Genomic DNA, 23,240 nt, shown 5'->3' with positions numbered 1-23,240 from the left:
CCCTTCGCGCCGGAGGGGAACCTGTGAGCCGGGATCTCGTCCTGCACGACTGGGTGGTGGCCGCCATCGCGATGGCGGCGGGTGTCGCGGCCGGGTTGCTGCTGCGCGCCGTCCTGCGATGGCTGGGCAAGCACGCGAGCAGGACGGCTTGGACCGGGGACGACGTCATCGTCGACGCGCTGCGAACCCTGGCGCCCTGGGCGGCCGTCATCGGCGGCGCGGCCGCGGCGGCTTCGGTACTGCCGCTCACCACGCGGGTCACGGGGCTCGTGAACCAGTCGCTGACCGCCCTGCTCATCCTCATCGCCACGGTCACGGCGGCCAGGGTCGTCGCGGGGCTCGTGCAGTCCCTGGCGCAGGCCCGTACGGGCGTGGCCGGATCGGCCAGCATCTTCGTCAACATCACGCGTGTGGTCGTGCTGACCATGGGCGTACTCGTCGCACTCGAAACCATGGGCGTGTCCATCGCGCCGCTGCTCACGGCCCTCGGAGTGGGCGGTCTCGCGGTCGCCCTGGCGCTGCAGGACACCCTGGCCAACCTCTTCGCGGGAGTGCACATCCTGGCCTCGAAGACGGTGCAGCCCGGTGACTACATCCGGCTCAGCAGCGGAGAGGAGGGTTACGTCGTCGACATCAACTGGCGCAACACCGTGGTGCGCAACCTGTCGAACAACCTGGTGATCATCCCCAACGGACGCCTCGCGCGCACGAACATGACCAACTTCACCCAGCCGGAACAGAAGTTGTCGCTCCTCGTCCAGGCGGGTGTCGGCTACGACAGCGACCTGGAGCACGTCGAGCGGGTCACCCTCGACGTCGTCGACACCGTGATGGCCGACGTCTCCGGAGGGGTCGCCGACCACGAGGCCGCCGTCCGCTTCCACACGTTCGCCGACTCCAGGATCAACTTCACCGTGATCCTGGGCGTGGGCGAGTTCAGCGACCAGTACCGGATCAAGCACGAGTTCATCAAGCGCCTGCACGAGCGGTTCCGGGCGGAGGGCATCGCCATCCCCGCCCCCACGCATACGGTCTCGGTCCAGCCGTGGGGGTCGTCCCCGATCCCGCACCAGCGCGACGCCTCGGCCTCGGTGCCGGCCGAGCGCTGAGGGACCCGGATGGCCGGATCCGCCCGCTCGGAGGGATCCTGGAATCAGCCCGAAGCAGAGCCGAGGGCCGGGGGCGGGAGGAGGCACGCGATGACACACGCCGAAGAGTGGAAAGTGGGCGTCTACCTGATCGAGGAGGCCGGCACGACCAAAGCCCGGGCGGTTCTCGAGAACGGCAAGGCGACGATGGTCGGCCGCGGCACGGCGCGGTGCAATCCCGAGGACGTGGAGATCCCCGCGATCGGCGACGAGCTGGCGGCGAGCCGGGCGATGCGCGACCTGGCCGGCCAGCTGATGCGGGCCGCCGACCGGGACCTGGCGTCGGTGGGCGCCGTGGCCAGGTCGCCGCGTACGGGCTACGGATGGCCAGAGGACGTGGGCCCCGCCAAGTAGGCCGGCCAGCCCGGCCCACGGGCCCCCGAAACAGCGGTTCCGGGGGCCCGTGGGCGCCCCCTGTGCTCCGGTGGTGACTCTCCGCGCTACGGGCAGGCGGATGCGGGGCTCAGGCTCGCGATCCGGCTGAGCGGAATGTCGACGCTCTGCCCCTCGGCCTTCAGGTGGACACTCCCTCCGCCGCCGGAGCCCAGGGTTCCGCAGACCGTGCCCGCCAACGTCTCGACCTGCACGAACTGTCCCTCGGCGCTCTTGGCGCCCTCGGCGGCCGAGCGAGTGGGCCACCAGGAAGAGGCGGAAGCCGTCGCCACCAGCACGACGGCGAGAAACGTCAGCACGAGCCCCCAGCGCAGCCGCCGGGCGGCGCGGTCCACCCCGTTCTTCCCTTCCGGTGACGTTCCGACGTCTGCCGCCGACCCTGGAACGGGCCAGGCGACGCGTGCGACCAGATACGTCGCCAAGATGGCCACGGCCAGCGCCGCAAGGACCAGGATCCCCGCCACTTCCTCGATGCCGGCGGGCGCCGGCGAGCTGCCGCCGCTCTTGAGGACACCGCAGATGCCGATGAACCCGAAGACAGCCAGCTGAACGGTGTGCCAGCCGCGTGCGGAGGCCTGCACCTGCGCGCCCATGCTCGCCGACTGCGGATCCGGGGTCGGCCGGTCGTCCTGGCTCATGCGTCCTTCTCCCCGGTTTTCTCCTGCGGACGGGCCAGCGTGCCTGGCGCGTACGAGCAGGCCAGCAGCTTCCGTCCGCAGCGGTCAACCGGACACTCCGCGCCTGGCCGGCGGTCACCGGTACGCGCGGTACCGGACGGGGCCTAGTCGGCCGAGCGGGTCCAGCCGATGGCCACGATGCGGGCGGCGTCGGAGGGGCGGTCCTCCGCGAACAGGAGGCGGGCCGGTTCCGCCACCCGTACGACGTCCACGTACACCCCGCGCCCGACGTAACGGCCGGTCGCGGTGTGGCGGAAGCGCAGCCGGACCTCGCGCCCCGACCAGGCGGCCGTGAGGGGGGCCTCCAGGCGGTGCCAGATGCGGCCGGACCAGCCGCCCGCGGAACCCCGGGGCCACGACTCGGCGGCGCCGCCGGTGGACCGCACCGTGGTGAACGGCAGCGGCTCCCAGTGCTCCCCGTCCGCCGAGGCCTCCAGGTGGAACGCGCCCTCACCGGGCACGGTGTCCCACCACACGGCGCAGCGCAGCCGGGCGGCGGACGTCGCCGGGGTGAGCGGCGGCAGGTTCAAGGTGCCCGAGGCACCCGGAATGGTCCCGGAGAACCAGGCCGGGCCGCCGTGCTTCGTGCGGACCGGGACGGCGCGGGCGAAGCGGTTGCCGACGGCCACCCGCGGCGCGCTGCCCGCCCGCCAGGTGCGCACGGGGTGGACGGAGTTGCCGAGCAGGATCAGGAAGGAGTCGGTGGAGGGGTCGAGGACCAGGGAGGTGCCGGTGAAGCCGGTGTGGCCGGCGGAGTGCGGGGTGGCCATGGCGCCCATGTACCAGTGCTGGTAGAGCTCGAAGCCGAGACCGTGGTCGTCGCCCGGGAAGGCGGTGTTGTAGTCGGTGAAGAGCAGCTCGACGGAGGCGGGGCGCAGGATGCGCCGGCCCGCGTACACCCCGCCGTCGAGGAGGGCGCGGGCGAGGACGGCCAGGTCCCAGGCGGTGCCGAAGACCCCGGCGTGGCCCGCGACTCCGCCGAGGGCGTACGCGTTCTCGTCGTGCACCTCGCCCCACACCAGTCCGCGGTCCAGGCCGGACCAGGGCGGGCGCTGCACCTCGGTGGCCGCGGTGACCCGGCGCCAGGCGCGCGGCGGGTTGTACCGGGTGCGGTGCATCCCGAGCGGAGCGGTGATCTCGTCGTGGAGCAGGACATCCAGAGTGCGGCCGGTGATCTCTTCCAGGAGCAGCTGGAGGGTGATCAGGTTCAGGTCGGAGTACCGGTAGACGGTCCCCGGAGTCTCCTGCGGGCGCACCGACCACAGCAGCCTCAGCCGGCCCTCGCGTGTGGACTCCTGGTAGAAGGGTGCCCACGAGCGCAGCCCCGAGGTGTGCGTGAGCAGCTGACGGACCGTGATCAGCTCCTTGCCGCCCCCGGTGAAGGCGGGCAGGTACCGGTTCACCGGCGCCTCCAGCTCCAGCCGGCCCCGTTCCATCTGCTGCACGGCAAGGATGGAGGTGAACAGTTTCGTCAGGGAGGCAAGGTCGAAGACGGTGTCCTCGGCCATCGCGATCCGCTCGGCCGCCGGGAACTCCCGGGCGCGGTCCGTCCGCCCGTCGTAGTCCGCGTACCGCACGGCGTCGCCCATGGCGCGGTGCAGCGCGATGGTCCGGCCCCGGCCGGCGAGGACCACCGCCCCCGCGTAGTAAGGGTGTTCGGGGGAGGGGCCGAGGAACCGCCGCGCCTCCTCCGCCACCCCCTCCAGGTGCTTGTCCAGCAGCCCGGCCTGGCGCGCCGATCCGTACCGCAGCCGCAGCCCCTGGAGCGCCCGCCGCTCGGCCGCGCCGCCCGCCGCCCCGGCGGAGCCGCCGGGGAGTGCCGCGTGCAGGACGAGCACTCCGCCCAGCGCGAGCAGCCGCGCCCCGAGTCGCCGTCGGCTCAGCCCGTTCCCGCTCGCGGCCGCCCCTTCCTCACCTGTCGCCCCGTCAGCCCCCGTACCCACCATGTCCGGCCCTCCTGTTCCCGACTGCGCCGCACGCTAGTGGGTATCTGCCCGCCCGTCGGGCACCGTCCGCACCGACCGGCCCGTAAAGAATCTGACACTGCATCAGAAAACCTCTTCCCTCGGATGCATGGCTGCGGCATCCTGCCGCCCATGGAGACGGAGCTGAGCAAGAAACTGGGAGTCGAACACGCCATCTTCGGCTTCACGCCCTTCCCGGCGGTCGCCGCCGCCATCACCCGGGCGGGCGGATTGGGCGTACTCGGCGCGGTCCGCTACACCGCGCCCGACGACCTGGCGCGCGACCTCGACTGGATGCAGGCGCACACCGACGGCAAGCCCTACGGTCTCGACGTCGTCATGCCCGCCAAGAAGGCCGTCGACGGCATCAGCGAAGCCGACATCGAGGCGATGATCCCGGCCGGTCACCGCGCCTTCGTCCGCGACACCCTCGCCAAGCACCACGTACCCGAACTCGCCGAGGGCGAGGCCTCCGGCTGGCGGATCACCGGATGGATGGAGCAGGTCGCCCGGAACCAGCTCGACGTCGCCTTCGACTACCCCATCAAACTCCTGGCGAACGCCCTCGGTTCCCCACCCGCCGACGTCATCTCGCGCGCCCACGACCACGGCGTCCTCGTCGCCGCCCTCGCCGGCAGCGCCAAACACGCCCGCCGCCACGCCGAAGCAGGCATCGACATCGTCGTCGCCCAGGGCTACGAGGCCGGCGGCCACACCGGCGACATCGCCACCATGGTCCTCGTCCCCGAGATCGCCGAGGCCGTCGCCCCGCTCCCCGTCCTCGCCGCCGGCGGCATCGGCAGCGGCGAGCAGATCGCCGCCGGACTCGCCCTCGGCGCCCAGGGCGCCTGGCTCGGCTCCCTCTGGCTCACCACCACCGAGGCCGACCTCCACTCCCGCGCCCTCACCGAGAAGCTGCTCGCCGCAGGCTCCGGCGACACCGTCCGCTCCCGCGCCCTCACCGGCAAGCCCGCACGCCAGCTGCGCACCGAGTGGACCGACGCCTGGGACGACCCGGCAGGCCCCGGCGCGCTCCCCATGCCCCTGCAGGGCCTGCTCGTCGCCGAGGCCGTCTCCCGGATCCAGAAGTACGAGGTCCAGCCACTGCTCGGCACCCCGGTCGGCCAGATCGTCGGCCGGATGAACACCGAACGCAGTGTCCAGGCCGTCTTCGACGACCTCACCCGCGGCTTCGAGCGCGCCATCGACCGCATCAACCGCATCGCCGGACGGGCCTGAGAGAGGAACGTGACCGCCATGACCGAACGACCCAACGGCTTCTGGGCGCAGGCCGCCGCGGACCCGCAGCGCACGGTCCTCGTCACCCCCGACGGCGAGGAGTGGTCCGCCGGACGGCTGCACGCCGACGTCAACCGCCTCGTCCACGGCCTGCGCGCCGCCGGTCTGGAGAAGGGGGACGTCTTCGCCGTCGTCCTCCCCAACGGCGTCGAGTTCATCACCGCCTACCTCGCGGCCTCCCAGGCGGGCTTCTACCTCGTTCCCGTCAACCACCACCTCGTCGGCCCCGAGATCGCCTGGATCGTCTCCGACTCGGGCGCCAAGGTCCTCATCGCCCACGAGCGCTTCGCCGACGCCGCCACCGCCGCGGCGGACGAGGCGGCCCTGCCCGTGAGCCACCGGTACGCCGTCGGAGCGGTCCCGGGCTTCCGGCCGTACGGGGACCTCCTCGAAGGACAGCCGGGGACGCCCCCCGAGCAGCGCACCCTCGGCTGGGTCATGAACTACACCTCCGGCACCACCGGCCGCCCGCGCGGGATCCGCCGGCCGCTGCCCGGCAAGCTCCCGGAGGAGACGTACCTCGGCGGGTTCCTCGGCATCTTCGGGATCCGGCCCTTCGACGGCAACGTCCACCTGGTCTGCTCGCCGCTCTACCACACGGCCGTCCTCCAGTTCGCGGGCGCCGCCCTGCACATCGGCCACCCGCTGGTCGTGATGGACAAGTGGACCCCGCAGGAGATGCTGCGGCTGATCGACCAACACGCCTGCACACACACCCACATGGTCCCGACGCAGTTCCACCGGCTGCTCGCGCTCCCGCAGGAGACCAAGGACGCGTACGACGTCTCCTCGATGCGCCACGCCATCCACGGCGCCGCGCCCTGCCCGGACCACGTCAAGCGGGCGATGATCGACTGGTGGGGCCGGTGCGTGGAGGAGTACTACGCCGCGAGCGAGGGCGGCGGAGCCTTCGCCACCGCCGAGGACTGGCTGAAGAAGCCGGGAACCGTCGGCAAGGCCTGGCCGATCAGCGAACTCGCCGTCTTCGACGACGACGGCAACCGGCTGCCCGCCGGAGAACTGGGCACCGTCTACCTGAAGATGAACACCGGTGGCTTCAGCTACCACAAGGACGAGGGCAAGACGAAGAAGAACCGCATCGGCGACTTCTTCACCGTCGGCGACCTGGGCCTGCTGGACGAGGAGGGCTACCTCTACCTCCGTGACCGGAAGATCGACATGATCATCTCGGGCGGGGTCAACATCTACCCCGCCGAGATCGAGTCGGCCCTGCTCACCCACCCGGCGGTCGCCGACGCCGCCGCCTTCGGCATCCCGCACGCCGACTGGGGCGAGGAGGTCAAGGCGGTCATCGAACCGGCGGAGGGCTTCGAGGCGGGCGACGCGCTGGCCGCGGAGATCCTGCACCACTGCGAGGGGCAGCTCGCCCGGTACAAGCGTCCCAAGACGGTCGACTTCATCCGGACGATGCCGCGCGACCCGAACGGCAAGCTGTACAAGCGCCGCCTGCGCGACCCGTACTGGGAGGGCCGCGAGCGGGCGGTATGACCGCGCTAGCCTGACCAGCACAACGTGCGGGCCGGCCGGGGTAACAGGCGGCCGTGTGCGTGGTGCGGTGCGGTGCGCAAGGGCATCGGTGAGATGGGTGGCGGCGGACCGTCGAGGTCCCCTTCCTTCTGCCACCCCACCGCACTCCCCCGGCCGTGCGCGGGCGGGGGAGGTAAGGACGTCATGAACGCGCGTACCACCACCCGCCGCTCCCGGCGCCGGGCCCTGGCCGTCGCGGCCCTCACGGCGGCGGCCGTCACCGGCCAGCTGCTCGTCATGTCCCCTCTGGCCCAGGCCGAGGGCGGTCTGGGCGGGGAGGCCCAGGGACCCCCGGGCTCGCCGGGCAACGACGGTGGCGACGGCTACGTCGTCATCTTCTGGTAGTCCGGTCGAAGTTGCGCCGGCTGCGAGGCCCTCGTACGGGGACTCCGCGGCCGACGCGCCCGCTCTCGGCGCACACCCGCAGAATCGAAATCGCCCAGCTGGTCCTGTTCGCCCCGAAGGTGCCACTCATGGCAGCGTGGGGGGCATGAGTACCGCCGCACGCAGATTCCCCCTCACCGACTGGACCGTCGTGGTCCCCGTGGTGGCGCTCGTCGCCCTCGTCCTCAGCTGGGGGCGCGACCTGCCCGCCCCGGCCGTGGCACTGGTCGCCCTGTGCCTGGGCGGCGCCGTGCTGGCGGCCGTCCACCACGCGGAGGTCGTCGCCCACCGGGTCGGCGAGCCCTTCGGCTCCCTCGTCCTCGCCGTGGCCGTCACCGTCATCGAAGTGGCGCTCATCGTCACGCTGATGGCCGACGGCGGCGACAAGGCCGCCTCGCTCGCCCGGGACACCGTCTTCGCCGCCGTCATGATCACCTGCAACGGCATCGTCGGCCTGTCCCTGCTGGTCGGGGCCCTGCGCAACCGCGTCGCCGTCTTCAACGCCGAGGGCTCCGGAGCGGCCCTCGCCACCGTCGCCACCCTCGCCACCCTCAGCCTGGTCCTGCCGACCTTCACCACCAGCAAGCCCGGCCCCGAGTTCTCCACCGCCCAACTGGCCTTCGCCGCCGTCGCCTCGCTGGCCCTGTACGGGCTCTTCGTCACCGTCCAGACCGTCCGCCACCGGGACTACTTCCTGCCCGTGGACACCGGGCGGAGCGCCGACGAGGACGACCACGCCGCGCCGCCCACGTCCCGCGCCGCCCTCGTCAGCCTCGGCCTGCTGCTCGTCGCCCTCGTCGCGGTCGTCGGCGACGGCAAGGCGATCTCCCCGGCCATCGAGGCGGGCGTCGCGAGCGCCGGACTCCCCAACGCCGTGGTCGGTGTGATCATCGCCCTGCTGGTGCTGGCGCCCGAGACCCTCGCCGCCGTCCGGGCCGCCCGCCGGGACCGTGTGCAGACCAGCCTCAACCTGGCCTACGGATCCGCCATCGCCAGCATCGGCCTCACCATCCCGGCCATCGTCCTGGCCTCGCTCTGGCTCTCCGGCCCGCTGCTGCTGGGTCTCGGCCCGGTCCACATGGTGCTGCTCGCCCTGACCGTCGTGGTCGGCGCCCTCACCATCGCCCCGGGCCGCGCCACGCTGCTCCAGGGCGGGGTGCACCTCGTGGTGCTGGCCGCCTACCTCCTCCTGGCCGTGAGCCCGTGAGCCCGTGAGCGGCACGGCCGGGAGGAAGGACACGGGTCAGCGGCGCTCGCGCGGCCACACCACCTTGAGCTGCGGCGAGGTGAGGATGTCCCGCTCGCAGAACCGGGACGTCACCCAGCGCTCCTGCGCGAACAGACGCGTCTGGTCGGCGTAGTACGGCGACTCCGGGTTCGACGACTGGCTGTACGTCAGCAAGGTGCGCGCCACCGGGCAGCGGCCGCCGTTCCAGCCGACCGCCTGGATGTGGCTGGACCCGTGCACGACCTCCGGGTAGCCACCGAGGGCCGCGTTCCACGGCGCCTCGATCTTGTTCCAGATGCCGAGCGCCTCCGTACCGCCGCCCACCGGCATCTTCTGCCCGGCGCGGACCACGAACTGGTGCTCGCCCAGCGGGGCGTCCAGCGCGATCCCGGCGTCCCTCAGTTCCAGGACCGCGTCCGCGAGCGCCCGGCCGACGCCGGGGGCCGCCCGGTTGAGCGTACGGGGCGTGCGGACCGGATCGGCCGCGGAGAACGGCACCAGCCACAGGTCCTTGGCCGGGGTGGTCGCCGTCAGCTTGCGCCAGAACCGGTCGAAGAGCAGCGCGCCACGGCTGGCGCTGTCGGCCGTACGGTCCCAGCCCGCCAGCACCCCGCAGGCCGCCGAGACGTCCACCGCGGTGCCGTCGCCCGCCGTCGCCGTACCACCCGGCAGGGCGGCGCAGGCCTGCGCCGCGTCCGCCGCCGCCAGGTCACCGGCCGGCGCCCGGTTGGCGAACTGCTGCTTCTGCAGGTCGGCCACGGTCAGGCCGCCCTTCTCCGCCATCGCCGCCACGTCCTCGATCGCGCCGCGGGTGCGCAGCGAGCGCGGGGCCGCCACATTGCCCCAGACCCGCTCGTAACCGGTCAGTGGCCGCTCCGCGTTGGCCAGCCAGGCACTGTCGTTGGAGTTCTCGGCGTACGGGGCGTCGCGCAGCGTCGGCGCCTTCCCCGGTCCGAAGACCCCCGGCTGCACCGCGTCCGGATCCGAGCCGGGCGCGCAGTCGCCGCGCGCGCCGTCCAGTACCGCGAGCCCCGAGGCGGGGTAGGTGGCACGGCCCAGCGGCGTGGAGCAGCGCGCCGCGAGCTCGTCGGTGATCCGGGGGAGCACCTGGGACTGGGTGAAGAGGGTGCCGCCCGCCGAGTCGGCGGCCACGGTGTTGACCCACGGCAGGCCCTGGGTGCGCCTCAGGGCGGCCTGGATCCCGGCCACCGAGCGGGCCTTGCCCATGGCGAGCGCGGTGTCGGAGCCGCGCAGGTTCGCCGCGTTGGGATCGTTCAGCGCGTACGCCGTACCGGCCGTCCAGGTCAGCGGCAGGCCCGGGCCGAGGTTGGAGACCACCGGCCCGTAGCGGGTCCACCACTGGGTGCGGGTCACCGGATCGCCGCCCGCCACCGGGACGGTGACGGTCCGCCGGGTCATCCGCTCCGGCTTGCCGTCGACCAGGTAGGCGGTCGGTTCGGCCGGGTCGAGGGTGAGCTGGTGGAGGTTGACGGGGGTGCCCGTGGCCACCGTGTGGCTCCAGGCCACCTTCTCGTTGAAGCCGATGTTGACCACGGGGTTGCCGAGCAGCGAGCCGCCCGAGACGTTCAGCTCGCCCGGGATGGTCTGCTGCGACTGCCAGAAGCGGCGCCCGCCCTGCCAGGGGTAGTGCGGGTTCCCGAGCAGCAGGCCGCCCCCGTCGGCCGTGGTGGATCCGGCGAAGGCCACCGCGTTGGAGCCCATGTCGTAGCGGGTGGTGTCGAAGAACTCCCTGGCCGCCTCGGCCGCGGCCGCCGGGTCGGGGTCCTGCGGCGCCGCGGCACGGGCGCCGGCCGCGGCCGGCGGCTGGGCGGCCGTGATGCCGTCGATGCCGCGGCCCTGGCCGCCGAGGACCGAGACCGCGAAGCCGCGGGCGGCCACATCGGTCGCGGTGACCGGGCGGACCCAGCCCGCGCCCTTGCAGGCGGGGTCGGTGATCTTGTTCTGGGCGAGCCAGGCGTTGTAGCCGGCGGCCCAGCCGCGCATCAGCTCCTTGAGGTCCTTGCCGGGACCGGCCGGAGCGGGCGTTTCCAGCAGCTTCTCGACCGTGCCGGACTCCCGTACGCCCTTGAAGTACAGGTCGCTGGAGAGGTTGCGGGCGGCGGAGGAGAGCGATCCGTCGGGCGCGGCGTCGGCGCCGAACCAGCGCGAGCGCTCACCGGCGAGGGTCACGAACCCGTCGGCGAGGACGCAGACCTGGTCCGCGGCCTGGGCCCAGCCGGTGCCGAAGCCCAGGTGCGCGTAGTCGCGGCCGACGATGTGCGGGATGCCGTTCTCGGTGTACCGGATGACGGCGGACAGGCCGCCGCCGGACGGTATCCGGTCGGCGGTCGCCGCCGAGGCCTGCGGTATCGCGGCCGTCGTGGCGAGCAGTGCGGCGCCGGTGAGGGCGAGGCGGCGGAGTATCGGGCGGGTGCGGAGCAACGTACCTCCCAAGTGGCCTGCGGATGGGCGAGGTTGCCCGTGAGACAGGCGGTGCGTCCGTGCCCCCACACTCATGCAGGCAGTCCGATGATCTGTCAACATCCCGTTTGGTATCCGGTCATTGACCTCGGGCGGGGAGGAGGCGAGGATCACGCCATGACGGCAGTGCGGCACAACACGGTCGACGGACTGGTACACGACAGCGCGCGGCGGACCCCCGGCCGGGTGGCCGTCCGCTACGGCGGGCGGAGCTGGACGTACGCGGAGCTCGACGCGGCCGTCACCACCGGGGCCGCCGTCCTGCGGGAGCGGTACGGGCTGGCCGGTGGTGACCGCGTCGCCACCTTCGCGCACAACTCCGACGCCTATCTCCTGGTCTTCCTCGCCTGCGCCCGGGCGGGGCTCACGCACGTACCGGTCAACCAGAACCTCACCGGCGAGGACCTCGCGTACATCCTGGACGACTGCACCAGCGCCCTGGTCCTCGCCGATCCGGATCTGGCCGGGCGGATCCCCGGCGGGTATCCCGTACGGCCGCTGCGCGACGCACCCGGCTCCTTCCTGGCGGAGCTGACGCAGGCGGCGCAGGCGACGGAGCCGGCCGAGCCGCCCGCTCCTCGGCCCGGCGGGGACGCGCACGGGCTGGCGCAGCTGCTCTACACCTCGGGGACGACCGCCCTGCCCAAGGGCGCGATGATGACGCACCGGGCGCTCGTCCACGAGTACGAGAGCGCGATCGAGGCGCTCGGCCTGTCCGAGGACGACCGGCCGGTGCACTCGCTGCCGCTCTACCACTCGGCACAGATGCACGTCTTCCTGCTGCCGTACCTGGCGGTGGGCGCGGAGAACACCATCCTGGACGCGCCGGTCGCGGAGCAGATCTTCGACCTGGTGGAGGCGGGGCGGGCGGACAGCCTGTTCGCGCCGCCGACGGTGTGGATCGCCCTGGCCAACCACCCGGAGTTCGCGGTGCGCGAGCTGGGCGCGCTGCGCAAGGCGTACTACGGGGCCTCGATCATGCCGGTGCCCGTGCTGGAGCGGCTGCGGGAGCGGCTGCCGGGCCTCGGCTTCTACAACTGCTTCGGTCAGAGCGAGATCGGTCCGCTGGCCACGGTGCTGGGGCCGCAGGAGCACGAGGGACGGATGGACTCCTGCGGGCGGCCGGTGCGCCACGTGGAGGCGAAGGTCGTCGACGAGGACGGCAAGGACGTCCCGGACGGTACGGCGGGCGAGGTGGTCTACCGGTCGCCGCAGCTGTGCCTGGGGTACTGGAACGACCCCGGGGCGTCGGAGCGGGCCTTCCGGGACGGCTGGTTCCGCTCGGGGGACCTCGCGGTGCGGGACGCGCAGGGGTACTTCACGGTCGTCGACCGGGTGAAGGACGTCATCAACTCCGGCGGTGTGCTGGTGGCCTCACGGCAGGTCGAGGACGTGCTGTACACCCACCCGGGGGTGGCCGAGGCGGCGGTGGTCGGGCTGCCGGACGAGCGGTGGATCGAGGCCGTCACGGCCGTGGTGGTGCCGCGCGGAGAGGTGACGGAGACGGAGCTGATGGCGTACGCGCGGGAGCGGCTGGCCCACTTCAAGGCCCCCAAGCGGGTGCTGTTCGTGGACGCCCTCCCGCGCAACGCCAGCGGCAAGATCCTCAAGCGTGAACTCCGCGACCGCTTCGCCGCGCCGCCGCCTGCCTGACGCCCGGCGTTCGCGGTGACGGCCCCGGGAGCCCGGACGGGCCCGGCTCCCGGGGCTGCCGCCCGTACGGCTTACGCCGCCGGAGTGGGCGCGCCGTCGAAGTCCGTGCCGCGGCTGACCGACTCCCAGGCCTGGGCCTCCGCGCGGGTGGCGTCATCGCGGGCCGTGATGAAGTCGACCGCGTCGTTGCCCAGCACCAGCCTCAGCGGCGTGTTCTCGGCATCCAGCGCGGCGAGGATCGCGGCAGCCGCCTTGACCGGGTCGCCGGGCTGGTGGCCGTCGGTGGCCGGCATGCCCTGGCGCACCGGGCCGACCACGTTCTCGTAAGCGGGCAGGGCCGTGGTCTGCCGCAGGGCGTTTCCGCTCGTGAAGCCCGTACGGAAGGAGCCGGGCTCCACGATCAGCGCCTTGATGCCGAAGGCGGCGACCTCGCCGGCGAGCGCCTCGGTCAGGCCTTCCAGCGCGAACTTGGTCGCGCAGTAGGCCCCGACGCCGGGGAAGGCGAGCCGCCCGCCCATGCTGCTCATCTGCACCACGGCACCCGACTTCCGGGCCCGCATGTGCGGCAGCGCGGCCCGCGTGAGCGCCGCCGGGCCGAAGAAGTGCAGCTCCATCAGCTCGCGGAGCTCGGTGTCGGAGGTCTCCTCCACCGCGCCGAGCAGACCCCGTCCGGCGTTGTTGACGAGGACGTCGATCCGGCCTAAACGGTTCACCACCTCGCCGACGACCTCTTCGGCGCGCGCCGTGTCCGTCACGTCCACCGCGATCGGCACGAGGCGCTCGGGGTGGGCGGCGGCCAGCGCGGCGAGGGAGTCGGGGCGGCGGACCGCCGCGACCACGGTGTCCCCGGTCGCGAGTACGGCCTCGGTGAGGGTCAGGCCGAAGCCGGACGAGGCCCCGGTGATCAGCCAGACCCGGCCCTCGGCCTTGGTCTCCCGGTCCTGAACAGACATCAATCCCCCTGTGGGTGAAGGTGTTCGTCGATCGTTACCCCCGACATCCTGGCATCGTCGGCACGGTCAGGTCAGCCCCTTCCGGGGTCATGAGGGGTGGTCGGAAGGGGGGTTGCCGAAGGGGAGGTGCCCGCTCCGCCGGAGGCGGCGCACGGTGAGGTGCTCGTGGAAGAGCCGGCCCACGAGGGCCCCGCCGTAGACGACGAAGCCGACCCCCACCAGCCAGGACTGGACGACCAGCAGAGTGCCGAAGGGGCCGTAGGTCACGGCGTTCGAGGCGATCAGCGGGGAGAACACCAGCTGCGAGAAGACGCGCAGCCCGAGCAGGCCGATGCTGGTGGCCACCGCCCCGGGCACCAGGGCGCGCCAGCGGACCCGGCCGCCGAGCAGCATCCGCTGCGAGCCGATGAAGAACAGGCAGGTGCCGACGAGGTCGCCCACGGTGCCCAGGATCGTGCCGAAGACGTCGTCGGACGGCGGGGGGATGGCGACGAGCAGGGCGAGGTAGCAGACCAGCAGGGCGAGCCACACGACATGCCGCCACATGGTGTGCCAGCGGGCGGTCGGTAGGTCCCAGACCTTCTCGTAGCCGGTCTGCACGGCGGAGCCGAAGGTCAGGCCGAAGACGGCCAGGGCAGCCAGGCCGAAGGCGGTGGTCCGCTCCAGCGCCAGGTCCGCCGCGGCGAACAGCATCTCGACCCGGGCGCGCGAGGACGCCGAGACCCCGAGGGCCTGGCCGAGCCAGCGGCCGAAGCCGGAGCCGCTGCCGGGCGCGGCGGCGGCCACGACCACCAGCAGCGGCACCAGGGTGAGGAACCCGAGGGCCGCGAAGCCCATCGCCCGGTGCATCAGCTCCATCTCACGGCCGCGGCTCCACGCCAGCCCTACAGCCGAGCCCTGGAGCCGGTCGTAGAGCCGCCGGAAGATCGAGGTCACGCCTCATGCACTACCCGGGCGGGCCCGTCTGCTCCCGGGAGCCGCCTCGAAATAGGCCCGAAGGGGTGGCTGTGTCACATTTCATCCGCCCGGCCGAGTCTCCCCTCGCTCCCCGGCACCGCGAAGGTCCACCAGCCGCTTGATCTTGCCCACCGAGCGCTCCAGCGTCTCCGGCTCGACCACCTCCACCCGGACCGAGACCCCGATCCCCTCCTTGACGGCCCGCACCACGGCGGCGCCCGCGGCCTCCCGCCGGGCGGCGTCCGCCTCCCGGCGCGCCTCCACCCGGACCGTCAGGGCGTCCATCCGGCCCTCCTTCGTCAGCCGCAGCTGGAAGTGGGGAGCCAGACCGGCCGTCCGCAGGAGGATCTCCTCGATCTGGGTCGGATACAGGTTCACCCCGCGCAGGATGATCATGTCGTCACTGCGGCCCGTGACCTTCTCCATCCGGCGGAAGGCGGGCCGGGCCGTGCCGGGCAGCAGCCGCGTCAGGTCCCGGGTGCGGTAGCGGATCACCGGCATGGCCTCCTTGGTGAGGGAGGTGAACACCAGCTCGCCGGGCTCGCCCTCCGGCACCACCGCGCCCGTCAGCGGATCGACGACCTCCGGGTAGAAGTGGTCCTCCCAGATGTGCAGCCCGTCCTTGCTCGACGCGAACTCCTGCGCCACGCCCGGTCCCATCACCTCGGACAGGCCGTATATGTCCACCGCGTCGATCCCCAGCCGCTCCTCGATCTCCCGGCGCATCTCCTCGGTCCACGGCTCCGCGCCGAAGATCCCGGTCCTGAGCGAGGTGGAACGCGGATCGATGCCCTGGCGCTCCATCTCGTCCAGCAGGGTCAGCATGTACGAGGGGGTCACCATGATGACCTCCGGCTCGAAGTCCTGGATGAGCCGGACCTGGCGGTCCGTCATCCCGCCCGAGGCGGGCACGACCGTGCAGCCGAGCCGCTCGGCGCCGTAGTGCGCGCCGAGGCCGCCCGTGAACAGCCCGTAGCCGTAGGCGATGTGGACGATCTGACCGGGTCTGCCGCCCGCCGCGCGTATGGACCGGGCGACGACATCCGCCCAGGTCGACAGGTCCCCGTCGGTGTACCCGACGACCGTGGGGCGCCCCGTGGTGCCGCTGGAGGCATGGATGCGGCGCACCTCGGAGCGCGGCACGGCGAACATCCCGAAGGGGTACTGGTCCCGCAGGTCGGTCTTGGTGGTGAAGGGGAACAGGGCGAGATCGGCGAGGGAGCCGCAGTCGTCGGGATGCACGCCGGCCTTGTCGAAGGCCTGCCGGTAGAACGGCACCCGGTCGTAGGCGCGGTGCAGGGTCGCGCGCAGCCGCGTCAGCTGGAGGGCGGCCAGCTCGTCGCCGCTGAGCCGCTCGCCTTCGTCGTGGAGATCCGCGTATGCCGCCATGCCGTCACCTCATCGTGAGTCCACCAACCGATCATTCGGTAGATTGCCAGGCCCCTGCCCCGTAAATCAATGACTCGAACGAGTGATCGTCTGATGTGATGGCCCGCATGCCTGTCTTCAACACCTACGACGGAACCGAACTCGCCTGTCACGTCCGGGGCGAGGGCGAGCCGCTCGTCTGCCTGCCGGGCGGCGCCATGCGCGCCTCGGAGTACATGGCGGACCTGGGCGGGCTCACGGCGAGCCGCCGTCTCGTCCTCCTCGACCTGCGCGGCACGGGCGCCTCCGCGATACCGGTGGACGAGTCCACGTACAGGGTCGACCACCAGGTCGCCGACGTCGAGGCGCTGCGCGTACACCTGGGCCTGGAGCGCATGGACCTCCTCGCGCACTCCGCCGGCGGCAACCTGGCCCAGCTCTACGCGGCCGCGCATCCGCACCGGGTGCGCCGGCTCGTCCTGGTCACTCCGACCGCGTGGGCGGTGGACCTCCCCGTCACCACGGAGCACCGGCTGGAAGCCGCCCGGCTGCGGGCCGGGAGCGAGCCCTACGACACGGCCATCGCGGCCTACGAGCGGATCCTGGCGGGCGACGGCCGAGGAGGGCGCGGCGACGAGGACTGGGACCTGGCCGCGCCGCTGTTCCACGGCCGCTGGGACGAGGAGGTCCAGGCCCACTGGGCGGCGGGCGAGCACCAGCAGAACGGGAAGGCGGCCGAGGCCTACGCGGGCCCCGGCGCCTTCGACCCGCCCGCCACCCGTGCGGGGCTCCGCCAGGTCGAGGGCGAGGTCCTGGTCCTGGCCGCGGAACTGGACGGCAACCCCCGGCCGGCGCTGGCGGCCGAGCTCGCCGCGCTGTTCCCACGGGGGGCGGTCGACGTCCAGCCCCAGGCCTGCCACTTCCCGTGGCTGGACGACCCGGAGTGGTTCGCGGCCCGCGTGGAGCGGTTCCTGTCCTGCGGAGCCTGACCCCGGGACACCCGGGGGGCCTGACCGGGCCCCGCCCGGCGCCCGAGGGCCGGCGGAGCGGACCGCGAGCGGTTTCAGGGCCCGATCTCGAACTCGGGCGGCTTAAGGCTCTTCAGGCATCCGGTCTTCGGCGCGGACGGGTCGTCGAAGAAGGAGACGGCGATCTCCTGGGCGCACTTCGAGGTGGCGAACACCACGTGCGGCTCGTAGGGGACCGTGACGACCTTGGCCTTGGGCAGCGTGCGGGCCACGTACGGCCCGTTGTCGGCCCCGGTCTGGGAGTCGAAGCCGCCCGACAGGGCGAGGGTGGGGATGTCGCCGCGCGTGACGTCCCGGATCGAGGGCGCCGCCGCGGGGACGTTCCAGGCGTCGCAGTCCGGGTGGAGGAAGGCGAGCTGCGGGGCCTGGGCCTGTACGGAGCGGGGGAAGGTCGGGAAGGTCTCCTGTCCGCCCCGGAGCGCGGCATCCCGGCTCTCGTACGGCGTCCACGCGCTGCAGAAGACGCCGTAGACGAGACCGTGCGCGACCCTTCCCATGGCCTGGGGGCTGAGCTTGCCGCCCGCGTACTGCTGGGCGATCCGCTGCGGCTTGCCGTGGGCCAGTTCGTCGAGCGCGGCGGGCACCTGGGGTGCCACGTGGGTGGCCGAGGTCATCCAGCTCACCAGGGCTCCGCCGTCCAGTACGACCTTCACCGGCTTGTCGCTGCCGGGGAGCGTGACGGTGGTGGTGACCGGATGGGCTTCGAGGTCGCGGACGAGCTTGTCGAAGGTGGCCGACAGGTTCGGATAGCGCCTGTTGCACGCCGGCTGGTCCGCGCAGGCTTTGAACAGGCCGTCGAAGCCCTGCCGGGCGCTGCTCCAGGTCGCCGCCGAGCCGGCCTTGGACGGCGGCAGGATGCCGTCGATGCCCACCGAGCGGAGCCCCTCGGGGTGCAGGCGCATGTAGGCCAGCGCCAGGTGGGTGCCGTAGGAGATGCCGTACAGGTTCCACTGTGCCAGGCCCAGCGCCTTGCGCAGGTCCTCGTAGTCGGCGGCGCTCTCGGTGTCGTTGTAGGCGCTGAGGTCGATCCCGCGGGCCGCCAGCTTGTCGCGGCAGGCCTTCGTGGCCTCGACGTGCAGGCGCCCGGTGGATGGGGCGTCGTAGACGAGGCCGACCGAGCGTGCGTTGAACTCGTCGATGTTGGGGCACAGGAGATTCGGGTCGGCCGAGTACGTGCCGCGCTGGGACATGAGGATCACGTCACGGTCGCGGTTCAGGCCGCCGTCGACCGCCATCTTCGCCTCGCCCACGGCGTCGTCCCCGGGTCCGCCCGCGAGCCAGACGATCGGGTCGGGTTTCGGCTTGTCGGCGGCCGCGGGCACGATCGCGACACCGAGTTCGATCGTTCGACCGTTCGGCTTGGCGCGGTTCTCGGGCACGGTGAGCGTTCCGCAGCGGGCCCCTTCGAGGGCCTTGATCGGTTCCGGTGTCTTGGGGCAGGGGCCCGGTTCGTAGCTCGCGTCGCCCACCGTCCGGGCGGTCGTGCCGATCGGCGCCCCGGGAGTGGGGGTGGTGCCGGTGCGGGACTGCGCCTGAGCCGACGCTGCGAGCAGGCCGGTGACCAGGAGACCGGTCGCCATACCGGCCGACGTGGCCCGGAGTCGTCGTGCGGTGCGGCGACGACTGGGCGCTTGGTGGCGTGTCATCTGCCCTCCCGGTCATTTCGGGATGATCGTGAACGGTTTGGGCTTGAGCCCGTCCACGCAAGCGGTGTCGGGCGCGGTCGGGCGAGCGAAGAACGAGGCCAGCACGCTCTGCGCGCACGGCGACTGCGGGACCACCCAGTGGCCGATTCCGGGGACCAGCACGGAGGTCGAGCGGGACAGGTTGCGGGCCACGTCCTTCGCCCAACTCGCCCCCGTCTTCACGTCGAACGTGCCGGAGATGACGAGCGCCGGCACCGAGCTGACCGTGGGCAACCGCTGGGCGGCCGCGCGGTCCGGAACGTTCCAGATGCGGCACGCCGGGTACTGGAAGGGAAGCTGCGGCACCTGGGCCAGGACCGTGTCCGGCCACCCGGGGTAGGTCTTGCGCCCCGCCTTCAGCACGTCGGTCTCCGAGTACCCCGGCGCCCATTCACCGCACACCACCGACTCCGTCAGGCCGTGCGCGAACATGCCGACCTTCTGGACCGAGCCGGCCGCGCGGGCCTGCGCGAAGCGCTGCGGGTTTCCGTTGCTGAGCTCGTCGAGCGCCGCCGGAAGGTCCTCGGGCCTGGGCGTGAAGGCGACGATCAGGTTCAGGAGCGCGCCGCCGTCGAGGACGACCTTGACCGGCTTCCCTCCGCCGGGCGGCGCGACGTTCAGCGTCAGGGGGTGTGCTTCCAGCTTGCGCACCTGTTCGGTCAGAGTACGGCGGACGTCCGGGTAACGGTCCTTGCAGGCGGGCTCGGCCGCGCACGCCTCGAGGATGTTGTCGATCCCCTCAGCGGTGCTGGCCCATGTCCACGGAAGGGTCACGTGCTGGGGAGGCGTGATCGAGTCGATCGCGAACGCGCGGATGCCCTCGGGGTGCAGGCGCAGGTACGTGAGGGCCAGGTTGCTGCCGTAGGAGTAGCCGTAGACGTTCCACCGGGGAATGCCCAGCGCCTTGCGCAGGTCGGCGAAGTCGGCGGCGTTCTCGGTGGTGTTGTAGGCGCTCAGGTCGATGCCCTCGGCCGTCAGGCGGCTGCGGCAGTCCTTGACCGCCTTCACCATGAGCTGTTCCGCCTGCTGCGAGTCGTAGCCGAGGCCCACGGCCCGCGCGTTGAACCGGTCGATCTCCGGGCAGGCGAGGTTCGGCCGGTCGTAGAGGTTGCCGCGCTGGGCCATGATGATCAGGTCGCGGTCCTTGTTCAGGCCGGAGCCGACCAGGAACGGGATGTCGTCGAACGTGTCGGCACCGGGGCCGCCCGCCATGAACACCACGGGGTCCTGTGCGGGCTTGGCGGGGGTGACGGCCGGAATCACCGCGACGGCCAGCTTGATGGTCCGGCCGCCGGGGCGGGAGCGGTTCTCGGGGACCTCCAGGAAGCCGCACCGTGCGCCGCTCAGCGCTTCGATGGGCTCGGGCGGCTTCGGGCAGGGTCCGGGCACGAACCGGGACGGGGCTGCCTGGCTGGGCCCGGCGGGCTGGGCGGGGGGTGACGCGCCGCCGCCGGGTGAGGGGCCGAATCCCGTCAGGCAGACCAGAGCGGCCGCGGCAGTCACCGCGCGGATGCTGTGCTTTGGCATGTGGTCTCGTTCCTGTGCCGACATCGGCGGCGGCCCTGCCGGGCCAGGGCCCAGCGGTTGGGCGGAACGCACGATTCCGACGCTACCGGGTGGCGCGTTCGCGCGCACCCGGAGCGGGTCGCAACCCCGTGGCCCGGGCCGTCCGGTCGGCCGCCCGTACCTTCCCCAGGGCGGCCAACCGGCCAGGTCACCGACGTCTCAACAGGCCCCAGGGCCTGTCGTCACACTCGGGGCCGCCCTTCGGGCGACGACGGGAAGGTGACGACACGCCCTAGCTAGCCGGCCGTGTCCGCCCGGGTCGCGACCGTCTTGGCCCAGCGGTAGTCCGCCTTGCCGCTCGGGGAGCGCTGGATGGCGGGGGTGATGACCAGCTGGCGCGGGATCTTGTAGCCCGCGAGCCGGGTGCGGCAGTGGCTCTGGATCTCGTCCAGGGTCGGCTCCGGCGCGCCCGCCCGGATCTGCACCACCGCGGCCACGTGGCTGCCCCAGGTCGGATCCGGGACGCCCGCGACCAGGGCGTCGTACACGTCCGGGTGCGACTTCAGCGCCTGCTCGACCTCCTCCGGGTAGACCTTCTCGCCGCCCGTGTTGATGCACTGCGAGCCGCGCCCGAGGACGGTGACGATGCCCTGCTCGTCCACCGTGGCCATGTCGCCGAGCAGCACCCAGCGCTCCGTGCCCTTCTGGAAGAAGGTCTCGGCGGTCTTCGCCGGGTCGTTGTAGTAGCCGAGCGGGACGTGGCCGCGCTGCGCGAGACGGCCCGGTTCGCCCACGGGCACGGGCTCGTGCGTCACCGGGTCCACCACCTGCGTACGGTCGTTGACCTCCAGGCGGAAGCCCTTCTCCGGGCTGGAGTCGTTCGTCGCCCGTCCGTTGGATCCGGACTCCGAGGACCCGAAGTTGTTCAGGAGCAGCACGTTCGGAACCAGCCGCTGGAACTCCGCGCGCACCGTCTCAGACATGATCGCGCCGGATGAGGAGACGCTGAACAGCGAGGACAGGTCGGTCCCCTTGAGCGGGCCGTTCAGCGCGTCGATGAGGGGCCGCAGCATCGCGTCGCCCACCAGCGACACGCTGGAGACCTTCTCCTTCTCGATCGTACGGAGCACCTCCTCGGGCGCGTACTTGCGGTGGATGACCACCCGCTGCCCGTAGTTGAAGGCGATGAACGAGGTCAGCGTGGACGTCCCGTGCATCAGCGGGGGAGCGGGGAAGAAGGTCAGCCCGGCGCCGCGCGCCGCGACCCGCTCGGCCAGCTCCTCGGGCCGCTTCACCGGCTCGCCCGACGGCTCGCCGCCGAACAGCCCGGCGAAGAAGAGGTCCTCCGCCCGCCACATGACGCCCTTGGGCATGCCGGTCGTACCGCCGGTGTAGATGATGAACAGGTCGTCGGCGCTGCGGGGCGGGAAACCGCGCCCGGGCGAGCCGGCCGCCTCGGCGTCCGCGTACGCGACCGGCGCGATCGAAGGCTCCGGGGCCCCCTCGGGAGCGTCGCCGACCCGGATCAGGTGCCGGAGCTTCGTCGTCTGCGGCAGCGCGGCCGCGACCCGCTCGGTGAACTCGCCCTCGAAGACCAGCGCGGCGAGGTCGGCGTCGTTGTAGAGGTAGACCAGTTCCTCCTCCACGTACCGGTAGTTGACGTTCACCGGGACCAGCCGGGCCTTCAGGCAGGCCAGGACGGTCTGGAGGTACTCGATCCCGTTGTAGAGGTGCAGGCCCAGGTGCTCGCCGGCCGTCAAGCCGCTGGCCAGCAGGTGGTGCGCGATCCGGTTCGCCGCCGAGTCCAGCTCCGCGTACGTGAGGCGGCGCTCGGCGCCGGTCCCCGGGTGGTCCACGTAGACGAGGGCCTCGCGGTCCGGAACCACGTCCACCACCGACTCGAACAGGTCGGCAAGGTTGTACTCCACCGTTCCTCCTGACCCCATGGCTGTCTGCTCGGGCGGTCATTACAGCGCCGCCGAGGGCAAGTGGGAAGGGAGCCGCCCAAGAAATCTGACTGTGTGTCAGAAAACTATTGAACTGCACCCGCCCCTACTGCAACCTGTTCTAGGTCTTGAGACGGGAGGACGGCAATGGGTGGGACGGAACACCTGACCGTGCAACGGCACGGCGCCACGCTGGTGCTCACCATGAACAGGCCCGAGGCGAAGAACGCGCTCTCGCTGCCGCTGCTGGTGGGGCTGTACGACGGGTGGCTGGAGGCGGACGCCGACGACGCGATCCGCTCCGTGGTGCTGACCGGCGCGGGCGGGGACTTCTGCGCCGGCATGGACCTCAAGGCGCTGGCAGGGAAGGGGATGGCGGGCGACCAGTACCGGGACCGGCTGAAGGCCGACCCCGACCTGCACTGGAAGGCCATGCTCCGCCACCACCGGCCGCGCAAGCCCTTGATCGCGGCGGTGGAGGGCTACTGCGTGGCCGGCGGGACCGAGATCCTCCAGGGCACGGACATCCGGGTGGCGGGGGAGGGGGCCACCTTCGGGCTCTTCGAGGTCAAGCGGGGGCTCTTCCCGATCGGCGGCTCGACGGTCCGGCTGCCGCGTCAGATCCCGCGTACGCACGCCCTGGAGATGCTGCTGACCGGGCGTCCGTACTCCGCCGCGGAGGCGGCGCGGATCGGGCTGGTCGGGCGGGTGGTGCCGGACGGTACGGCGCTGGAGGCGGCGCTGGAGATCGCGGAGCAGGTCAACGCGTGCGGGCCCTTGGCCGTCGAGGCGGTCAAGGCGTCGGTCTACGAGACCGCCGAGCTGACGGAGCGGGAGGGGCTGGCGTCCGAACTCCTGCGGGGCTGGCCGGTCTTCGACACGGCGGATGCCAAGGAGGGGGCGCGGGCCTTCGCCGAGAAGAGGCCCGCGGTGTACCGCCGGGAGTAGGCCCGCCGGGCCCGTCGCCGGGCGGGCCAGGGAAGTCCGGGTGCGGCGCCGCTGCCGGGGCTCCGATCCGGCCC

General features: G+C 72.4%; 18 protein-coding genes. 9 read left to right on the top strand and 9 right to left on the bottom strand.

Annotation, left to right across the window (positions count from 1 at the left end; genetic code table 11):
- Window positions 1-23 precede the first annotated feature (23 nt).
- Together OG429_RS06020 and OG429_RS06015 are read left to right on the top strand one after the other, a co-directional pair.
- Entirely contained in the window at window positions 24-1,109 is a 1,086-nt protein-coding gene (locus OG429_RS06020) for a mechanosensitive ion channel family protein (protein WP_328924242.1), read from the top strand.
- A 90-nt stretch (window positions 1,110-1,199) separates the two neighbouring features.
- On the top strand, window positions 1,200-1,502 hold the full coding sequence (locus tag OG429_RS06015; protein WP_328924241.1) for a DUF1876 domain-containing protein: 303 nt from the start codon (window positions 1,200-1,202) through the stop codon (window positions 1,500-1,502).
- An 86-nt stretch (window positions 1,503-1,588) separates the two neighbouring features.
- Here the strand turns inward: OG429_RS06015 and OG429_RS06010 are convergent, their stop codons facing one another.
- Both OG429_RS06010 and OG429_RS06005 read right to left on the bottom strand, forming a co-directional pair.
- The gene (locus tag OG429_RS06010) at window positions 1,589-2,179 is read right to left on the bottom strand and encodes a hypothetical protein (protein WP_328924240.1); all 591 of its coding nucleotides are present in this window, start codon (window positions 2,177-2,179) and stop codon (window positions 1,589-1,591) included.
- Window positions 2,180-2,322: 143 nt separating this feature from the next.
- Window positions 2,323-4,164, bottom strand: coding sequence for a serine hydrolase (locus OG429_RS06005; protein ID WP_328924239.1), 1,842 nt, complete (start codon window positions 4,162-4,164; stop codon window positions 2,323-2,325).
- 150 nt (window positions 4,165-4,314) lie between these two features.
- On the opposite strand from OG429_RS06005, the gene OG429_RS06000 reads away from it, so the two are divergent.
- From OG429_RS06000 to OG429_RS05985, 4 genes are all read left to right on the top strand, one after another.
- A complete protein-coding gene (locus OG429_RS06000) occupies window positions 4,315-5,421 on the top strand; it encodes an NAD(P)H-dependent flavin oxidoreductase (protein WP_328924238.1) in 1,107 nt (368 codons plus the stop codon).
- Window positions 5,422-5,439: 18 nt separating this feature from the next.
- Window positions 5,440-6,990 carry an acyl-CoA synthetase gene (locus OG429_RS05995; protein ID WP_328924237.1) on the top strand — a complete coding sequence of 517 codons (1,551 nt, stop codon included), beginning with the start codon at window positions 5,440-5,442 and terminating at the stop codon, window positions 6,988-6,990.
- Window positions 6,991-7,173: 183 nt separating this feature from the next.
- Window positions 7,174-7,374, top strand: coding sequence for a hypothetical protein (locus OG429_RS05990; protein ID WP_328924236.1), 201 nt, complete (start codon window positions 7,174-7,176; stop codon window positions 7,372-7,374).
- A 145-nt stretch (window positions 7,375-7,519) separates the two neighbouring features.
- On the top strand, window positions 7,520-8,620 hold the full coding sequence (locus OG429_RS05985) for a calcium:proton antiporter (protein WP_328924235.1): 1,101 nt from the start codon (window positions 7,520-7,522) through the stop codon (window positions 8,618-8,620).
- Between the two features lie 36 nt (window positions 8,621-8,656).
- Here OG429_RS05985 and OG429_RS05980 read toward each other — a convergent pair whose 3' ends face one another.
- Entirely contained in the window at window positions 8,657-11,083 is a 2,427-nt protein-coding gene (locus OG429_RS05980; protein WP_328924234.1) for a penicillin acylase family protein, read from the bottom strand.
- A gap of 156 nt (window positions 11,084-11,239) precedes the next feature.
- Here OG429_RS05980 and OG429_RS05975 point away from each other — a divergent pair, with 156 nt between their 5' ends.
- On the top strand, window positions 11,240-12,775 hold the full coding sequence (locus OG429_RS05975) for a fatty acyl-CoA synthetase (RefSeq protein WP_328924233.1): 1,536 nt from the start codon (window positions 11,240-11,242) through the stop codon (window positions 12,773-12,775).
- Window positions 12,776-12,846: 71 nt separating this feature from the next.
- On the opposite strand, the gene OG429_RS05970 is transcribed toward OG429_RS05975, so the two are convergent.
- From OG429_RS05970 to paaK, 3 genes are all read right to left on the bottom strand, one after another.
- Entirely contained in the window at window positions 12,847-13,728 is an 882-nt protein-coding gene (locus OG429_RS05970; protein ID WP_328924232.1) for an oxidoreductase, read from the bottom strand.
- An 87-nt stretch (window positions 13,729-13,815) separates the two neighbouring features.
- Window positions 13,816-14,586 carry a YhjD/YihY/BrkB family envelope integrity protein gene (locus OG429_RS05965; RefSeq protein WP_405681471.1) on the bottom strand — a complete coding sequence of 257 codons (771 nt, stop codon included), beginning with the start codon at window positions 14,584-14,586 and terminating at the stop codon, window positions 13,816-13,818.
- A 159-nt stretch (window positions 14,587-14,745) separates the two neighbouring features.
- On the bottom strand, window positions 14,746-16,074 hold the full coding sequence (gene paaK, locus OG429_RS05960) for a phenylacetate--CoA ligase PaaK (RefSeq protein WP_328924230.1): 1,329 nt from the start codon (window positions 16,072-16,074) through the stop codon (window positions 14,746-14,748).
- A 107-nt stretch (window positions 16,075-16,181) separates the two neighbouring features.
- Between paaK and OG429_RS05955 the strand changes: the two genes are divergently transcribed.
- Window positions 16,182-17,042: an alpha/beta fold hydrolase gene (locus OG429_RS05955; protein WP_328930172.1), complete on the top strand. Its 861-nt coding sequence runs from the start codon at window positions 16,182-16,184 to the stop codon at window positions 17,040-17,042.
- Window positions 17,043-17,116: 74 nt separating this feature from the next.
- Here the strand turns inward: OG429_RS05955 and OG429_RS05950 are convergent, their stop codons facing one another.
- The 3 genes from OG429_RS05950 to OG429_RS05940 all read right to left on the bottom strand — a co-directional run bounded on the left by OG429_RS05950 (window position 17,117) and on the right by OG429_RS05940 (window position 22,200).
- Window positions 17,117-18,661 carry an alpha/beta hydrolase gene (locus OG429_RS05950; protein ID WP_328924229.1) on the bottom strand — a complete coding sequence of 515 codons (1,545 nt, stop codon included), beginning with the start codon at window positions 18,659-18,661 and terminating at the stop codon, window positions 17,117-17,119.
- A 78-nt stretch (window positions 18,662-18,739) separates the two neighbouring features.
- Window positions 18,740-20,293 carry an alpha/beta fold hydrolase gene (locus tag OG429_RS05945; protein WP_328924228.1) on the bottom strand — a complete coding sequence of 518 codons (1,554 nt, stop codon included), beginning with the start codon at window positions 20,291-20,293 and terminating at the stop codon, window positions 18,740-18,742.
- Between the two features lie 275 nt (window positions 20,294-20,568).
- Entirely contained in the window at window positions 20,569-22,200 is a 1,632-nt protein-coding gene (locus tag OG429_RS05940) for an acyl-CoA synthetase (protein WP_328924227.1), read from the bottom strand.
- Between the two features lie 165 nt (window positions 22,201-22,365).
- On the opposite strand from OG429_RS05940, the gene OG429_RS05935 reads away from it, so the two are divergent.
- Window positions 22,366-23,166 carry a crotonase/enoyl-CoA hydratase family protein gene (locus OG429_RS05935; protein ID WP_328924226.1) on the top strand — a complete coding sequence of 267 codons (801 nt, stop codon included), beginning with the start codon at window positions 22,366-22,368 and terminating at the stop codon, window positions 23,164-23,166.
- Window positions 23,167-23,240 lie beyond the last annotated feature (74 nt).

Source organism: Streptomyces sp. NBC_00190, from assembly GCF_036203305.1.
Classification (GTDB): Bacteria; Actinomycetota; Actinomycetes; order Streptomycetales; family Streptomycetaceae; genus Streptomyces.
This window is presented reverse-complemented; position numbering and strand designations above follow the sequence as displayed.

Excerpts from the sequence above, each read along its gene's own strand:
- OG429_RS06015 (WP_328924241.1), top strand. The coding sequence starts at position 1,200 with ATGACACACGCCGAAGAGTGGAAAGTGGGCGTCTACCTGATCGAGGAG.
- OG429_RS06010 (WP_328924240.1), bottom strand. The coding sequence starts at position 2,179 with ATGAGCCAGGACGACCGGCCGACCCCGGATCCGCAGTCGGCGAGCATG.
- OG429_RS06005 (WP_328924239.1), bottom strand. The coding sequence starts at position 4,164 with ATGGTGGGTACGGGGGCTGACGGGGCGACAGGTGAGGAAGGGGCGGCC.
- OG429_RS06000 (WP_328924238.1), top strand. The coding sequence starts at position 4,315 with ATGGAGACGGAGCTGAGCAAGAAACTGGGAGTCGAACACGCCATCTTC.
- OG429_RS05995 (WP_328924237.1), top strand. The coding sequence starts at position 5,440 with ATGACCGAACGACCCAACGGCTTCTGGGCGCAGGCCGCCGCGGACCCG.
- OG429_RS05990 (WP_328924236.1), top strand. The coding sequence starts at position 7,174 with ATGAACGCGCGTACCACCACCCGCCGCTCCCGGCGCCGGGCCCTGGCC.
- OG429_RS05985 (WP_328924235.1), top strand. The coding sequence starts at position 7,520 with ATGAGTACCGCCGCACGCAGATTCCCCCTCACCGACTGGACCGTCGTG.
- OG429_RS05975 (WP_328924233.1), top strand. The coding sequence starts at position 11,240 with ATGACGGCAGTGCGGCACAACACGGTCGACGGACTGGTACACGACAGC.
- OG429_RS05970 (WP_328924232.1), bottom strand. The coding sequence starts at position 13,728 with ATGTCTGTTCAGGACCGGGAGACCAAGGCCGAGGGCCGGGTCTGGCTG.
- OG429_RS05965 (WP_405681471.1), bottom strand. The coding sequence starts at position 14,586 with ATGGAGCTGATGCACCGGGCGATGGGCTTCGCGGCCCTCGGGTTCCTC.
- paaK (WP_328924230.1), bottom strand. The coding sequence starts at position 16,074 with ATGGCGGCATACGCGGATCTCCACGACGAAGGCGAGCGGCTCAGCGGC.
- OG429_RS05955 (WP_328930172.1), top strand. The coding sequence starts at position 16,182 with ATGCCTGTCTTCAACACCTACGACGGAACCGAACTCGCCTGTCACGTC.
- OG429_RS05950 (WP_328924229.1), bottom strand. The coding sequence starts at position 18,661 with ATGGCGACCGGTCTCCTGGTCACCGGCCTGCTCGCAGCGTCGGCTCAG.
- OG429_RS05945 (WP_328924228.1), bottom strand. The coding sequence starts at position 20,293 with ATGCCAAAGCACAGCATCCGCGCGGTGACTGCCGCGGCCGCTCTGGTC.
- OG429_RS05935 (WP_328924226.1), top strand. The coding sequence starts at position 22,366 with ATGGGTGGGACGGAACACCTGACCGTGCAACGGCACGGCGCCACGCTG.